At 62.8% G+C, this 15,446-nt stretch carries 15 protein-coding genes; 14 read left to right on the top strand and 1 reads right to left on the bottom strand.

The genetic code is table 11. The features are described from left to right. The first annotated feature begins 112 nt into the window (after positions 1-112). From SJI03_RS09525 to SJI03_RS09495, 7 genes are all read left to right on the top strand, one after another. A complete protein-coding gene (locus SJI03_RS09525; protein ID WP_322426987.1) occupies positions 113-2,197 on the top strand; it encodes a glycosyltransferase in 2,085 nt (694 codons plus the stop codon). Positions 2,198-2,212: 15 nt separating this feature from the next. Then, on the top strand, positions 2,213-3,685 hold the full coding sequence (locus SJI03_RS09520; RefSeq protein ID WP_322426986.1) for a lipopolysaccharide biosynthesis protein: 1,473 nt from the start codon (positions 2,213-2,215) through the stop codon (positions 3,683-3,685). 2 nt (positions 3,686-3,687) lie between these two features. Further along, entirely contained in the window at positions 3,688-4,761 is a 1,074-nt protein-coding gene (locus SJI03_RS09515) for a glycosyltransferase family 4 protein (protein ID WP_416208738.1), read from the top strand. Beyond that, positions 4,751-6,304, top strand: coding sequence for an MBOAT family O-acyltransferase (locus SJI03_RS09510; RefSeq protein WP_322426984.1), 1,554 nt, complete (start codon positions 4,751-4,753; stop codon positions 6,302-6,304). The genes SJI03_RS09515 and SJI03_RS09510 overlap by 11 nt, the downstream gene beginning before the upstream one ends. A 2-nt stretch (positions 6,305-6,306) precedes the next feature. Further along, the gene (locus SJI03_RS09505; protein WP_322426983.1) at positions 6,307-7,497 is read left to right on the top strand and encodes a hypothetical protein; all 1,191 of its coding nucleotides are present in this window, start codon (positions 6,307-6,309) and stop codon (positions 7,495-7,497) included. 44 nt (positions 7,498-7,541) lie between these two features. Continuing rightward, complete coding sequence (locus tag SJI03_RS09500; RefSeq protein WP_322426982.1) at positions 7,542-8,735, top strand: hypothetical protein; 1,194 nt, start codon at positions 7,542-7,544, stop codon at positions 8,733-8,735. Positions 8,736-8,822: 87 nt separating this feature from the next. Continuing rightward, entirely contained in the window at positions 8,823-9,827 is a 1,005-nt protein-coding gene (locus tag SJI03_RS09495; RefSeq protein ID WP_322426981.1) for a 2-hydroxyacid dehydrogenase, read from the top strand. On the opposite strand, the gene SJI03_RS09490 is transcribed toward SJI03_RS09495, so the two are convergent. Then, positions 9,816-10,178, bottom strand: a complete 363-nt coding sequence (locus SJI03_RS09490; protein WP_322426980.1) for a TfoX/Sxy family protein — start codon at positions 10,176-10,178, stop codon at positions 9,816-9,818. The two genes, SJI03_RS09495 and SJI03_RS09490, sit on opposite strands and share 12 nt — an antisense overlap. Before the next feature lie 84 nt (positions 10,179-10,262). On the opposite strand from SJI03_RS09490, the gene SJI03_RS09485 reads away from it, so the two are divergent. The 7 genes from SJI03_RS09485 (at position 10,263) to SJI03_RS09455 (ending at position 15,422) form a co-directional block, all read left to right on the top strand. Beyond that, the gene (locus SJI03_RS09485; RefSeq protein WP_233516029.1) at positions 10,263-10,511 is read left to right on the top strand and encodes a hypothetical protein; all 249 of its coding nucleotides are present in this window, start codon (positions 10,263-10,265) and stop codon (positions 10,509-10,511) included. Further along, positions 10,508-10,978 carry a MepB family protein gene (locus SJI03_RS09480; RefSeq protein WP_322426979.1) on the top strand — a complete coding sequence of 157 codons (471 nt, stop codon included), beginning with the start codon at positions 10,508-10,510 and terminating at the stop codon, positions 10,976-10,978. Before SJI03_RS09485 ends, SJI03_RS09480 begins: the two co-directional genes overlap by 4 nt. 52 nt (positions 10,979-11,030) lie before the next feature. Beyond that, on the top strand, positions 11,031-11,477 hold the full coding sequence (locus SJI03_RS09475) for a hypothetical protein (RefSeq protein WP_099376843.1): 447 nt from the start codon (positions 11,031-11,033) through the stop codon (positions 11,475-11,477). Between the two features lie 29 nt (positions 11,478-11,506). Continuing rightward, entirely contained in the window at positions 11,507-12,148 is a 642-nt protein-coding gene (locus SJI03_RS09470; protein WP_322426978.1) for a hypothetical protein, read from the top strand. A gap of 336 nt (positions 12,149-12,484) precedes the next feature. After that, positions 12,485-12,784: a hypothetical protein gene (locus SJI03_RS09465; RefSeq protein ID WP_158301106.1), complete on the top strand. Its 300-nt coding sequence runs from the start codon at positions 12,485-12,487 to the stop codon at positions 12,782-12,784. Between the two features lie 44 nt (positions 12,785-12,828). Beyond that, positions 12,829-13,473, top strand: coding sequence for a hypothetical protein (locus tag SJI03_RS09460; protein WP_099376840.1), 645 nt, complete (start codon positions 12,829-12,831; stop codon positions 13,471-13,473). Positions 13,474-13,748: 275 nt separating this feature from the next. Continuing rightward, positions 13,749-15,422, top strand: coding sequence for a serine hydrolase (locus SJI03_RS09455; protein ID WP_322426977.1), 1,674 nt, complete (start codon positions 13,749-13,751; stop codon positions 15,420-15,422). The last annotated feature ends 24 nt before the right edge of the window (positions 15,423-15,446 follow it).

The following is a 15,446-nucleotide window of genomic DNA, read 5'->3' as shown; positions in this document are numbered from 1 at the left end:
CGGCTTGGCAAGGTCTTGATGCCTGTCAACGGGCTGGCGGGCAGGCTCAGTACACTGGATCAACACTGCTTGATGCATAGTTTTGTCATGGTAAGACCAAGGAGGCATGTCCTTGTTGACCGTTCTCATGGCGACCTACAATGGCGCCGGCACCTTGCCCCAGGTATTGCGCGCCTACATGGGGCTGCGCCCGCCCGTGGGCGGCTGGCGCCTGGTCATCGCCGACAATGGCAGCACGGACGCGACGGCCCAGGTGATCACCGCTTTCCGTGGCCGCTTGCCCTTGAGCCATCTCTGCGTGGCGCGGCGCGGCCGCAGTCCCGCCCTGAACGGCGCCGTCGAGCACGCCTTGCGCCTGGGTGGCGATGGCGCCGAGCTGTTCGTGTTTGGCGACGACGACGCCATGCCCGCACCGGACTGGCTGTGCCGCTTGCAGGACAGCGCGCGTGATCACCCCGGCTACGCCCTGTTCGGCGGCGCCATCATGCCCGCCTGGCGCGAGCGACCGGCCGATTGGCTGCTGCGCCTGACGCCCGTTGGCCTGACGTGGGGCATCACCAGCCCCGACCTGCGCGACGCCCCCATCTATCCGGGCCTGGTCTGGGGCGCCAACATGGCGATACGCCGCCGCATCTTCGAGGCGGGCGCCCGCTATGACGAAAGCATCGGCCCGCAGGGGGCCAATTACGCCATGGGCAGCGAAACCCGGCTCAACCTGGAGATGCATGCTGCCGGCAATCCATCCTGGTTCTGTCCGCAGGCGAGGGTGGCGCACATCATCCGCGTGCCGCAAGTGCAGCGCGCCTGGATATTGCGCCGCGCCATGCTGTTTGGCCGGGGCCAGTGCCGGCTGGCGACATTCGCACCGAGCGTGGAGTTGCTCGGTGTGCCGCGCTGGATGCTGGGCAGATACGTGCGCGATACCCTCGGCGCCGTGCGGGCCTGGCTGCGGCGCGACCACGCCGACCTGTTCTTGCGGCAATGGGAGCGGGCCTGGCTGCGCGGCTTCTTTCATGAAGCGTGGCGAGGACGCCGTAAACGCTTGCCGCGCATCGTCATCAGCAGTTATTCGGGCGAGCTGGGCGGTATGGAGCTGCGCATGGCCCAAGAGGCGAGCATGCTGGGCGCGAACGGCTATGACAGCGTGCTGGCCCTGCGGCGCTTTCCCGGTTTTACTGCCTGGGCGCAAGGCTTGCGCGCAAGACAGATGCAAGTGCGCGTGTATGAGCCGCCCTTGTTTCTCGAGCACTGGGCCTGGCGCCGCTGGAACTGGCTGCGCGCCAGGGTGACGGGTGCGTGGCGGCTGCGGCGGCTGCGGCCCGACCTCGTTCATGTGGCTTTTTGCTGGACCAGCTATGGCGCTTCCATTCTGTGGCTGGCCCGGCGATGCCGGCTGCCTGCCGTGATCAGTGTGCACAATGCGTTTCCCCTGGAAGCCTTCAGCGACTGGCAGCGGCCCCGGCTGCAGGAAGCGTTTCGCAGCGTCAAGGGCGTGTATGCCGTGTCGGCCTCGTCCATGCGGCACTTCCTTGACCTGTACCGCGACATGCTGGCGCCGGACACGCGCCTGGCCGTCATTCCCAACGGCGTCGATACGGACAGGTTTATCGTCTCGCCGGAACGGAGAATACTGGCGCGCAGGCAGCTGGGGCTGCCGCCGGACGCGCTCGTGCTCGGCTGCGTGGCGCGGCTGTCCGCACAGAAGCGTCCGCAAGCGCTGCTGACCCTGTTCGCCAGGCTGGCCGCGCAGTTTCCCAACTTATATGTAGTGCTCGTGGGCACGGGGCCGCTGGAACCCATGCTGCGGCTGCAGGCGCAACAGATGGGCTTGCACGACAGAACCGTGTTTGCCGGCTTCCAGCAGCGCATCGACTTGCTGATGCCGGCCTTCGACCTGCATGTGCTGCTGAGTAAAAACGAAGGTTTCGGCATTGCCACGATCGAGGCCATGGCCTGCGGCGTGCCGGCCGTGGGGACGGATGTGCCGGGCACCCACGATATCCTGCACGACAGCGCAGGCGGCTTGCTGCTGCCGCTGGACGACGAGCACGCCGCCTGCGCGGCCGTGGCGCAGCTGCTGCTGGACGTGCCACGGCGCGTCCGCATGGGACAACTGGCGCGCGAGGAAACCGTGCAGCGCTATTCGATGCCGCGCCTGGAACGCCAGCTGCGCCAGTTTTATGCCGGCCTTGTCTAGGCGCGGGTGGCCCGCATGAGCGCCACCCGCCATTCGTTTTTCTTTTCGTTTGCCGAAAAATACACGGTGCTGCTGCTGGGCATCGTCGCCACCATGGTGCTGTCGCGCCTGCTGACGCCGGCCGAAGTGGGCGTGTATTCGCTGGGCGCCGTGCTGGTGGCGCTGGCGCAAGTGGTGCGCGATTTCGGTGTGGGGCAATACCTGATCCAGGAAAAGCAGCTCGATGTGGTGAAATTGCGGGCCGCGCTGGCTACCAGCCTGCTCGTCGCCTGGCTGCTGGCGGGTACGGTGCTGCTGGCCAGCGCGCCGCTCGCGCAGTTCTATGGCGAACCCCGGCTGACTCTCGTGCTGCGCCTACTGGCCATCAATTTCCTGTTGATACCGTTCAGCGCCTTGACCTTACCGATGCTGCGCCGGCAACTGCGCTTTCGCGCCATCTACGCCATCAACGCGGCCAATAGCGTGGTCAACCTGCTGGTGGCCGTGCTGCTGGCGCTGCAGGGCTGCAGTTACATGAGCATGGTGTGGGCGGCGCTGGCCGGTTCCTGCGCCTCGCTGCTGGTGAGCCTGCTGGTGCGGCCCAAGGAACTGCCGTGGCTGCCGGAACGGCGCGGCATGGGCGATATTGCCCGCTTTGGCGCGTATGCGACGGGAGGCGGTCTCGTCGACGAGGCGGGCGTGGCGGCGCCGGACCTGATCATTGGCAAGCTGATCGGCATTGAAAGCCTGGCCCTGTTCGGCAAGGCGCAAAGCGTGCTGAATATTTTTAACCAGGCCATTACCAGCGCGATTTCTCCCGTGGTGTTTCCCCTGTTCGCGGCGCGCGCGCGCGAGGGTGGTGGACAGGGCGGGGCGGAACTCGTGTATTTGCGCACGATCAGCTACATGACGGCGCTGGCCTGGCCGTTTTTTCTCTTTCTCGCCTGCATGGCTTTGCCCCTGGTCAAGGTGTTGTATGGCACGCAATGGCTAGCCTGTGTGCCCTTGATCCGCATCATGTGCCTGTCTTCGGCCGTGTATAGCATGTTCAGCATGGCCCGCTACCTGTTTGTGGCGACGGGCCAGCTGCACGCGCAAGTACGGCTTGATGCCTGCGCCGGCGTCATCAAGGTGGCGCTGTTGCTGGCGGCGGCGCCGTTCGGTCTGGTGGCCGTGGCCTGGGCCGTGGTCCTCAGCAATGTGCTGCGCAGCTGGCTGAACTACCGTTGCCTGCGGCGCTTGAGCGCCCTGGACTGGCGCATCCTGGCGCGGGCCTTGCGCAAGAGCCTGCTGCTGTGCGGCCTTAGCGCCGTCGCGCCCGTCGCTTCGCTGCTGTGGCTGCCAACGGCAACCCCGGCGCTGCTGGCGCTGACGGGCACGGCGCTGGCCACCTTGCTGTGCTGGCTGGCGGGTCTGTTCCTGTTGAAACATGAGCTGGCCGGCGAGTTTCTGTTGTTGCAACGCAAGCTGGCGGGACGCTGGCTGGCAGTCAAATGGACGAAAGGATGACCATGCGTGTCGGTATCTTGTCCTACCCGATGCTGTTCCAGCGCGACGGCGGCTTGCAGATCCAGGTACGCGAAACCATTGCCGCGCTGAACCGGCTGCCCCAGTTACCGGCGCGGCCCCTGGACGTGCAGCTGGTCGACGCCAACCATCAGCGGCTGGCCGACTTCGACGTCTTGCACGTGTTTTCGGCCAGCAATGGCACCTACCGCATCATGGAAATGGCCAGCGAGCAAGGCGTGCCCGTGGTACTGTCGCCGCTGCTGTCGCCGGGCTGGGGCCGCGCCAGCGCCTGGCGCGCGCGTCTGGCCGACCGGCTGGCGGGGCGCCTGACGGAATGGATGGTGCAAACAAGCTATGCGCAAACGCGGCGCGCCTTGCAGCTGGCCGACGTGGTGATCGCCCTGGGCGAGGCCGAGCGCGACGCCATCGTGCAAGGGTTCGGCATGCCGATCGATGCCATTCGCGTCTTGCCGAATGGGATCAACCCGCATTTTTTCACGGCCAATGGCGATTTATTCCTGCGCGAGACGGGCATCGCCGGGCCGTTCGTGCTGATGGTGGGCAGCATTTCGCCCTACAAAAACCAGCTGGGACTGGCGCAGGCGCTGGCGGGCGCCGGCGTGCCCCTGGTGCTGATCGGCGCCGCGCCGCGCGAACAGCAGGCGTATCTGCAGCAATTGCTGGACTTGCCGCACGTCAGCTGGCTGGGCGCGCTCGACCACGCCGATCCGCTGCTGGCCAGCGCCTTCCACGCGGCGGCCGTGGCGGCCTTGCCCAGCCAGGGCGAGGTGTTTCCCTTGAGCGTGCTCGAAGCGCTGGCGGCCGGCACGCCCGTCGTCATGACGGCGCAAAGCGCGCTGGACTTGCCCGATTCCGTCTTCGCGCTGCGCAAGGTGGCCTGGGACGACGGCGCCGCGCAGCGCCAGGCCATCCTCGAATGGCTGGCACTGCCTCCCGAGCGCGAGCGCGTGCAAGCCCTGGTGGAACGTTTTACGTGGGAACGGGTGGCGGCGCAGATTGCCGAGTGTTACTACCAGGTGCAGTCGCTGCCTGCCAGGAGGCAACATGCTGTTTAATTCCTTTGCTTTCCTGTTCGGCTATCTGCCCATCGTGCTGGCCGGCTATTTTTTGCTGGACCGCTGGGCGTCTTCCGGGGGCACCAAGGCCAGCTGGCGCCTGGCTCCGGCCGCCTGGCTTGCGCTCGCCTCGCTGTTCTTCTATGCCTGGTGGGACGTGCGCTACCTGCCGCTGCTGCTGGCCTCGATCTGCGTCAATTACGGCGCCGGTCGCCTGATCGGCGCCAGCGCGGGCATGGCCCGCAAGCGCGTGCTGGTGGCGGCGCTGGCGCTGAACCTGGGCTTGCTCGCCTACTACAAATATGCGCATTTCTTCATCGACAGCGTCAATGCCGTGGCCGCCGGAGCTGGCGCTGGCAGCCTGCCGTGGTCCGGCCTCGACATCATCCTGCCGATCGGCATCTCGTTCTTCACCTTCACGCAGATCGCCTTCCTCGTCGATTGCTACCGGGGCGAGGTGCGCGAATACCGCTTCATCCATTACGTGCTGTTCGTCAGCTATTTCCCCCACCTGATCGCCGGTCCCGTGCTGCACCACCGCGACATGATGCCGCAGTTCGCCGACCCGGCCAACGCCCATCCGCGCGCCGCCAATTTCGCCATCGGCCTGTCGATCTTTACCATCGGCCTGGCAAAGAAGGTGCTGATCGCCGACAACCTGTCGCCGCTGGCCATCCCCGTCTTCACGGCCGGCGCCACACCGACCCTGATCGAGGCGTGGATCGGCGTGCTGGCCTATACCTTCCAGCTGTATTTCGACTTTTCCGGCTATTCCGACATGGCCATCGGCCTGTCGCGCCTGTTCGGCGTGAAGTTGCCGCTGAACTTCAATTCGCCGTACAAGGCGGCCAATATCGCCGACTTCTGGCGCCGCTGGCACATGACCTTGTCGCGCTTCCTGCGCGACTATCTCTATATCCCGCTGGGCGGCAGCCGGCGCGGCGAAGCCATGCGCTACCGCAACCTGTTGCTGACCATGCTGCTGGGCGGCCTGTGGCATGGGGCCGGCTGGACGTTTGTCATCTGGGGCGGCTTGCACGGCCTGTACCTGGTGCTGCAGCAGGCGTGGCAGCGGGTGTTTGGCGCGGCCACGGCGCGTTGGTGGCCGAGCTTGCTGACTTTTCTTGCCGTGATGCTGGCCTGGATCTTTTTCCGCGCGCCCGACGTGGCCACGGCCTGGGACATCACGGGCGCGCTGGTGGGGGCGAACGGCGTCAGCCTGCCGCGCGGCCTGGCCAGCCACGCGGCCAGCCTGGCGCAGTGGGGCCTGCATCCGGCGTTCGGCGGCATCCGCTGGATCGAACTGGCGGGGCCAGGCTTGCCCGTGCTGCTGGGCGCCATGTTGCTGGCCTTCAAGGCGCCGAATACGCAAGAAATATTCTTTCTCTACGAGCCCGCCATTGAAAGAATCTTTCAACCCGCAGGGCGCTGGGCTTTCAGCTGGCGGCCCACGCGCCGCTGGAGCGTGGGCTTTGCCGCGCTGTTCGTCGCCTGCATCTTCGGCATGAACCGGGTCACCGAATTTCTCTATTTTCAATTCTGAGCATGGACACTGCCGCCCGCCACTACGTCACCGGTTTCTTCGCCTGCGTCTGCCTCGCGCTCGGCTCCGTCTCGCTGCTGAACTACCAGGTCGATCCCTACCTGCTGCACCAGTGGGACAGCCCCTTGCTGCAGCGTCCGCGCCAGTTGAATGAAAAGCTCGGCGCCTGGGCCAAGACCTATGCCGTGGCGCGCTACCGGCCGGCCATCATCTACATCGGCAATTCGCGCACGGAACTGGGCTTGCCGACGGGCATGCGCGCCTTGTTCGACGGCAAGCGCGTCTTCAACAGCGCCGTGTCGGGCGCCTCGATCGGCGACGCCATCCGCCTGGCCGAGCATGCGGCCAGGGTCAGCCGCGTCGAGACCATGGTGTGGGGCATCGACGCGCCCACTTTTTCCCTGGACATGGGGGCGGCGCGCGTGGAAGACAGCCTGACGGGCGCCGGGCACGGCTTTTTCGCCCGGCGCGCCCTCGTCAACCTGAAGCGCGGGCTGACCCTGGACATGACGGAGGACAGCGTGCGCATCCTCACCGGCAAGGCCGGCGATACCTGCCGCTCCAACCTGGCCCTGTACGGGCAGCGCGACGAGACCTGCACCCTCATGGGCATCAAGCACTGGCTCGGTACGAAGGACGCCATTCCCGTGCGGCTGCAGGAATTCGGCGACGGCCTGGGGCCGACGCGGCCCTCGACACTGGCGTTTGACGCCAGCATAGCCAAGCTGTGCCAGGGCGCCATGCGACTGCGCCTGTACATCAACCCCACGCATGCGCTGACCTTGTACGCGCTGCACTGGCGCGGCAAGTGGGACGCCATGCAGGCCTGGCAGCGTGGCCTGGCGCAGATTGCCGAGCGCCACCGCCGGCAGGGCTGCGACGTGCGACTGTATGATTTTTCCGGCTTTAACAGCATCACGACGGAAGCGACCCCGCTCGTCAGCGGCAAGCCCGACATGCATTATTACTGGGAAGTGTCGCACTACCGGGACAATGTGGGCCGCTTGATCCTGGCGCGCCTGTTTGGCGGTGGCACGCCGCCGCCGGCCGATTTCGGCGTGGAACTGACGCAGGCCAACATCGACGCCCACCAGGCCGCCATGCGCGCCGCGCGCGACCGCTATCGCGTGGAACACGCGCACGAAGCGGCCTATGCGCAGCGGGTGCTGGACGGGCCGCTGATCCGGCGTTGATGCAAGGTGCCGCATACGTCATTTCTCATCTTCCAATACTGACCATGGATACCATTGCCCGCCGCTACCTCGCCACCTTCCTTGCCTGCGCGCTGGCCGCGCTGGCCCTCGTTTCGGCCGTCAATTACCACGTCGATCCATACTTGCTGCACCAGTGGGACAGCCCGCTGCTGCAGCGATTGCGGCCGACGACCGAAAAACTCAGCGTGTGGGGCAAGACGTATGCCGTGGCGCGCTACCGGCCCGCCGTCGTGTATATCGGTAACTCGCGCACGGAAATGGGCTTGCCGGCGAACAGTGTGCGCACTTTGTTTGAAGGCAAGAGCGTCTTCAACAGCGCCGTCTCGGGCGCCTCCATCGGCGAAGCCATGCGCCTGGCCGAGCACGCGGCCAGGGTCAGCCATGTCGACACCATGGTGTGGGGCATCGACGCGCCCTCGTTCTCGCTGGAGCTGGGCTCGGCCGGCGTGGAACCGGGTTTGACGGACGCCGGCCCCGCGTTTTTCGCGCGCCGGGCTTTGCTCAACATCAAGCGCGGCTTGACTGTCGACATGACGCGCGACACCTGGCGCATCCTCAGCGGCACCTATGACGGCGTGTGCCTGTCCAGCCTGGCCTTGCACGGCCAGCGCGATGAATCCTGCCTCACCAGCCGCAACCGTACTTGGACCGGCACGGCGCGCGCCTTCACGCCGCGCCTGCAGGAATTCGGCGACGGCCTGGGGCCGACGGCGCCCGCGCTGCAGGCCTTCGATGCCAGTGTCGGAAAACTATGCCGGGGCGGCACGCGCTTGCGCCTGTACATCAATCCCACGCATGCGCTCACGCTCGACGCCCTGTACTGGCGCGGCAAGTGGGGCGCCATGGAAACATGGCAGCGCGACCTGGCGCAGATGGTCGGACGCTACCGGCGCCAGGGCTGCGACGTGCGCCTGCTTGATTTTTCGGGCTTCAACAGCATCACCAGCGAGGCGATCCCGCAGGTGACGGGCGCGCGCGCGATGCGCTATTACTGGGAAGCATCGCATTACCGCGACAATGTGGGCCGTCTCATCCTGGCGCGCCTGTTCGGCGGCCCTGTGCCGGTGCCGGCGGACTTCGGCGTGGAGTTGACGGAAAACGGCATCGCGGCCCACCACGCGGCCATGCGCGCTGCGCGCGAGCGCTATCACGCGCAGCACGCCGAGGAAACGGCGTATCTGCGCCACGTGCTGACCCTGCCCCGCGAACCCAAATAGGCAATCCACGGCGCCAGGCGTACAGGGTGGGGCAGGGCGCTTGCGCTATGATGATGTTTTGCCATCCAGCAAGTTCCAGGACTCCCCATGAAAATCGCCTTCTTTGCCAGCCAGCCCTACGACCGCCGTTTCTTCGACGAAGCCTTGCCGGCCCAGCCCGACGCCGCCGGCATCGAACTGGTCTATCACAGCGCCTTGCTGAGCCAGGAAACCGTGGTCCTGGCGCAAGGTGCCGACGCCGTGTGCGTCTTCGTCAACGACGTGCTCGACGCGCCCGTGCTGGAAGCCCTGCATGGCTACGGCGTGCGCGCCATCCTGCTGCGCTGCGCCGGCTACAACAACCTCGACCTGGAAGCGGCCAAACGCCTGGGCCTGTTTGTCGCCCGCGTGCCCGCCTATTCTCCGGAAGCCGTGGCCGAATACACGCTGGCCCTCGTGCAGACCCTGAACCGCCACACGCACCGCGCCTACGCCCGCGTGCGTGAAGGCAATTTCTCGCTGGACGGTTTGCTGGGCGCCACCTTGCACGGCAAAACGGTCGGCATCGTCGGCACGGGCAAGATCGGCCTGGCCACGGCGCGCATCTTCAAAGGTTTCGGCTGCACGGTGCTGGGCCACGACCCGTATCCGGCACCCGCGTTCGCTGAATTGGGCACGATGGTGGACCTGCCGCGGCTGCTGGCCGAGTCCGACATCGTCTCGCTGCATTGCCCCCTGATGGACAGCACGCGCCACATGATCGGCGAAGCAACCTTGCCGCTGATGAAGAAGGGCGCCATGCTGGTCAACACCTCGCGCGGCGGCCTGATCGACACCGGCGCCGTCATCGAAGCATTGAAATCGCGCCAGCTCGGTTCCCTGGCCATCGATGTGTACGAACAGGAAAGCAATCTGTTCTTCCAGGACCGCTCGTCCGACATCATCGACGACGATATCTTCCAGCGCCTGATGACGTTCCCGAACGTGCTCGTGACGGGCCACCAGGGTTTCTTCACCATCGAAGCGCTGCGCGAGATCGCCGCCATCACGTATCACAACCTGGCATGCTTCCGTGAAGGCAAGGCCTGCGAAAACAGCGTCTTAAGCAGCTGATGCCGGTTTTTTAGGCTTGGGCGGCGGCTTGGGTTTTGGCAGCGGCAAGGCATCGGCCGTGCGCCGCGCCAGCTGGCCCAGCCAGTCGCGCTCGTCCCACAGCCCGCCATCGATGAGGAAATACGGCTTGGCTTGCGGATAGGGCGGCGCTTCCTGCAGCGAGCCTTGCGTACTGATCCAGGCGCGGCCAGCGTCCGTCGGCTTGATGAACAGCTGGTCGTCGGCGACGATGGCGAACATCTTGCCGTCGCAATACAGGCCATACTCGCCGAACATTTTTTTCGCGCTGATGCTGCCCGCGCCCGCCATCTGGTCGAGTAAAAAATCCACCGTGCCTTGCTGTGATGCCATATTTTTTCTCCATATGAAGCAATAGTGTAGCGCACTGGCCAGGATGGGCCGGCCCGGCTACACTACGGCCATTGATTTTTTCGCATGACGTATTTTCCCATGACACCCGAGCATATTATTCACCGCGGCATCCGCATCGCCACCCTGGCCGCCGGCGACCCCATCGAAACCCATTGCGCACCTGGCCACACGGCCATCCGCCAGCAGGCCGACGGCTGGTGGCTGTATTTTGTCGACGAGGAAGGCACCGTCGACGGCTACGACAGCCCGTTCGCCAGCCACGCCGAGGCGCTGTGGGCGGCCAAGGCCGCAGCCGAGTTCAGCGCGCAATGAAGGCCAGTCCATGGGCATTTCTAGGCTTGCCGCAAGCGCCCGTGCCGGAAGCGGAAAGCGCGGACTACGGCGCCTGCCGCGCCGAACTGCACGGCAAGCGCCTGGTCTTGCGCGTGGCGAAAACCACGCCGACGAAAATCGGCCAGTTCGTCACCGTCTGGAAGCGCCCCCATCCCGATGCCGACATTGCCCCGCTGGATGACGCCGACCCTTTTGACGTCGTCATCATCGCCGTGGCGGACGACGACGGCGCGCGGCACGGCTTCTTCGTTTTCCCGCGCAGTGTGCTGCTGGAACGGGGCGTGATGTCGCGCGCCAGCCAGGGCGGCAAGCGCGCGCTGCGCGTGTATCCACCGTGGTGCGCGCCGGAATCCATCCAGGCGCAGCGCACGCAGCGCTGGCAGAGTGCCTGCTTTGTGGCGGCGGGGGATCAGCAGGGGCTGGCAAAGCTGCTGGACATCGCCTGACGTTTCCGGCCTAGGGGCAGATATACATACTGAACAACATGGGAAAGCGGGAATGAAGTCCTTTTTTGATGGAAAAATTTATCTGACGCTTTTTGTCGTGTTCGCGCTCTTCGTTCTTTCCCAGCTGGGCCGCAATGACACGCCCAAGCGCGGTCCCGACGTCATGCAGTTCATCGAGAGCGACCTGGCTGAAGTGCTGCAGAACGGCGGCAATGTGATCGACCGGACGAGCCGGGTGCAGCTGCATGCTGTGGTCTATTCGGTGCGCTTCAAGGACGAGGGCTGGAGCGCTGCGCTGCGCGACAGGAATATCGCCACCTTGCGCAGGCTGGACTGGGCGCAGCGTGCACCGGCCGTGCTGTGCAAGATGGGCGCGCAGGCGACCATCGGGGAAGGTGAGAGCATGTATCGTGGCCAGGGCACGAATAGCATCAATTTCGACTATAGCGCGAAGACCGTCAGGGAGTGCGCGGCGCTGGCCCCATCGTCGAGTTACTAGTGCTTTGGGGCGGCTCCAGTATCTGGTGCGTGATCGCGTCGGAATGGCAGCGTTGCCCTGCCTGGACAGGATATTCAAAGAAAAAAGAGAGTGAAATACAATTGCTTATAAATAAATATGGTCAGCACATCATTGATGCGGCGGCCAGGCTCTCGCAGCGTGAAAATGTTGCAATATTGATCAATTTCATCAAGCGCCAGGCGCCATTGATGGAGCAATTCGATGTCCGCTATGGTGAAAACAGGTCCCGGTATTTTTTGAACATGGTCGAACTGTCATTGAATGTGGAGGCCTGCTTTCAAGATGAACAGGTATGGGGGGATATGCTGGCGACCCTTGATTCGGAAATTCCTGACAGCGAGGAATTTGGCGATATCGAGGGCGATCTTGCACAAAATGCGCTTATTTCAGCCAGTTATGCGATTCAGTACATGCAATATGGCAAGCTTGCCGATTTTTGCGCTTCGGCAGAAAAAGTGCTTGAGACGGTGGATGTACTCCACTACTCAGAAAATCCCGATTACGATGAGCGCAAAGCGATGATGCGGGAAATCGGATTGCTTGGCCTTCTCGTCCGTGGGCTTAGTGTTCCCCTGACGAACACGGTGCTTGAAAATCTGGATGAGATCGCCAGAAATGCGCCGATAGGGGCAGATAGCGCTGAAGAGTGAAGGGTGGCACATGGGGGCGCACCGTCCTGCACGGAAAGAATTTGTACAGGCCCCTTGCCACTTTAGAATTTATCTGCGCCTTGCCGCTGTGATATAAGGGCTTGAGAAATTTATTTTTATCAGGATGGCAATAAGACCTTTACTGAGATATTGCTATCGTCCGGTAGCGGCCAGTAGCGGACGCCTGGACGCTCGCCAATTCGTGTGGCCGCATGAGTTTTGTAGTGCGGATTCAGGCCGGCGGCGTCGTTGCAAGCGATAATGGGCTGTTGCACTTAAGCCCCCCGGTCTTTTAATCTATGGGCCCGCTGGCTCAGCTACAAGTCAGGTTGCGACATGGAGTATTCATTTTCACGCTTGATAATTGCGGCGAGTTTGGCTTGTTTAGTCATGGGCATGGCCGCTATTCAACAAATGCGCCTTGGTCGACCTATCCGTAAAGTAAAAAACTTTCTGCTGAAATTGGCGGTGTTAGTCTGGCTGGTGAGCGGGCTATTTGTTGGAACATTCTATAGTCACGGATTCGATGTGGCGTGGTACATTTTTGGTGCCGCCGTCAGTCTGGCCGGATGTATCGTTGCAGGCATTGCGGTGCTTGCCTGGGCGGTTTTCACAAGGAGCAAGCAGGACAGTTAAGTGCTCTCAAGTGGGAGCGGACAGGATCTAAAAGGCCAAGTTTAATGTGGAATTTTTTTAAGCGTAAAAATACGCCAGAATTGCCTATCACGCCTCAGATTGTGGCGCAGGTTGAAGTTGAGATAAGTCAAAATAGGTCTGCAGAAAAAAATAAAATATCCTTCTTGTGCGCTGAAAAAATTCTTGAGTATTTTGAAAACTCCCAGGGACTTCTTACACCTGACAGCGATAGTGAACTCGACTCGCCGCGGGTACGCCAACAACTCTATAAAATTCTGCTGGAGCGGCCACTCGCGCCATACTCCACGCTAATTCGACAAGTCTTCGAGAAGGAAGTGCGGTATAGAATTGCGCTTTGGGATGGGACAATAAAAGATGATGGTGATTCTTACGAAGGAATTTATCGTTGTGCCTTCTTGCTTTATCGTCTCGGCAGCACAAGCGATATCCATAGCCTTTGGGTAGCAAAGCATATAAATATGGATGTCGGAACATCAATGGGCGTGGAATTTTTTATTGGGGCGGGATTTCAAGCGACAGTTTCATATTTGGCAGAATCGAACTTGCAGGATGCGGATGAAATATCCTCTTACGTAGCCGGCTGGTTCGATCAGGACGATTCAGAAAAATGGCAAAAGGACTGGGAGCTAAGTATGGTGCAGAATATTTCAAGTACCGGCGATTCGTGAAGGCCCACAACGGCGCAAAACCTGCCAACAGCGGCAAGCAGCCAGAATTCGTCACGCCAGCAAACGCGGGCCGCAACTCATCCGGGAAAATGACCGTCCGTGACTGATATTTGACAGCCTGTCGCAATCCCGCATGGCGGCAGGGTGCGCTGACGTATCGTCAACGTTTCCTTCCTGGCATCCGTCCATCACCGTTGAAAGAATCGTTCATGCGAGTTCATCCCCTGGCACTGGTCCTTACCCTGTTGTTCGCAAGTGGCGCCCGGGCGGACGCATTGGACGACATCATCAAGGCCGAAATGAAGATGCGGCAAATCCCCGGCCTGTCGCTGGCCATCATCGAGAACGGCAAGATTGTCAGGGCGCAAGGGTACGGTGTCACAGAAAAGGGCGGCAAGACGCCGGTCGGCCCGCACACACTGTTCCAGGCCGGTTCGGTCAGTAAACCGGTGGCCGCGCTGGGGGCGCTGCACCTGGTAGAGCAGGGCAAGCTTGGCCTTGACGAGGACGTCAATACCCGGCTGCTCACGTGGAAGCTGCCGGACAGCGCCCTGACGGCCGAACAGAAGGTGACCTTGCGCAGGTTGCTCAGCCACAACGCCGGGCTGACCGTGCATGGTTTCCCTGGCTACGCCAGCAATGCGCCAGTACCCAGCGTGGTCCAGGTGCTCGATGGCGAGAAGCCCGCGAACACCGCAGCAATTCGCGTTGACATCGTTCCAGGCAGCAAGGTGCGTTACTCCGGTGGCGGCTATACCGTCATGCAACAAATGGTGGCCGATGTGAGCGGTCAGGCGTTTCCCGACTACATGCGCGACGCAGTCCTCAAGCCCCTGGGAATGCATGAGAGTTCCTATTTGCAACCGCCGCCAGCCGAGCGCGCGCGCCTGAATGCCAGTGGCCACCTTGCCGATCGCAGCATGGTGGCAGGACGCTGGCATGTGTATCCGGAAATGGCGGCGGCCGGTTTATGGACCAACGCCTCGGACCTGGCGCGCTTCGCCATCGGCGTGCAGCAGGCTCTGGCTGGCACGTCCAACCCCGTCATCTCGGCAGCCTTGACCCGGCAGATGCTGACCCCGCAAAAGGAGAACGTGGGCCTGGGCGTCTTCCTTGACGGTAGCGGCAGCGTGCAACGCTTCTCGCACGGCGGGCGTGACGAAGGCTTCGATACCTTGCTGACGGCATTTTCCGGCACAGGCCAGGGTGCCGTGATCATGATTAACGCAAATGACAATTCCCGCATGATGGACCGCCTGACAGCCGCCATCGGCCGCGCTTATCACTGGCCAGAAGCCGACTATGACGTGTTGCTCAAGCACCCCGCCATCAACATCGATGCCAAGGAACTCATCCGCTACACGGGCCGCTACGAGTTGGCGAACAACACGATGGGAACCTTCGATATGCAGGGTGGTCAGCTACGCAGCATTTTCGATGGCTTGCCCGACGAAACTTTCGTGCCTGTCGGCGCGCATCGCTTCCATTCGACGTCGCGCAATTGCGAACTGGCTTTCATCGTCGATGCACAAGGAGAGGTGACAGGCGTCGTCGTGACGACCAAAGACAAAGCCAACAAGGCGCCGCGCATCGGCCCGCTGATGCATACATTGGCAGCACGCACCGACCCCAAGCCTGCGCGCACCCGGAATGTGCAGGCCTTGCTTGCCGACATTGGGCGTGGCGGTAGCGGCTTGGCCAACTCGGCATTCGCCACAGCGGGCGTCAAAAACAACTTTGGCACACAAGCTATTGGCGAACTCGTCAATGTCAAGTCACTCACTTTTTTGCACGAGCAAGCTGTTGCTGGCCGAGCGATCGAACGCCATGGCAGTAAGGTGGACAGCGTCCTTGCCTTCCACGTCAGCGGCATCAAGCCGGAGCGAAAATTGCTGGTTTACCTGACCGCGGACGGTTTGCTGACCGACTTCGATCTGGTTGACGACTGAACGCCCGGCGTGGCTAGCCATCAC

Origin of the sequence: Janthinobacterium sp. GMG1 (genome assembly GCF_034427795.1) — a bacterium.
Lineage (GTDB): Bacteria > Pseudomonadota > Gammaproteobacteria > Burkholderiales > Burkholderiaceae_D > Janthinobacterium.
This window is presented reverse-complemented; position numbering and strand designations above follow the sequence as displayed.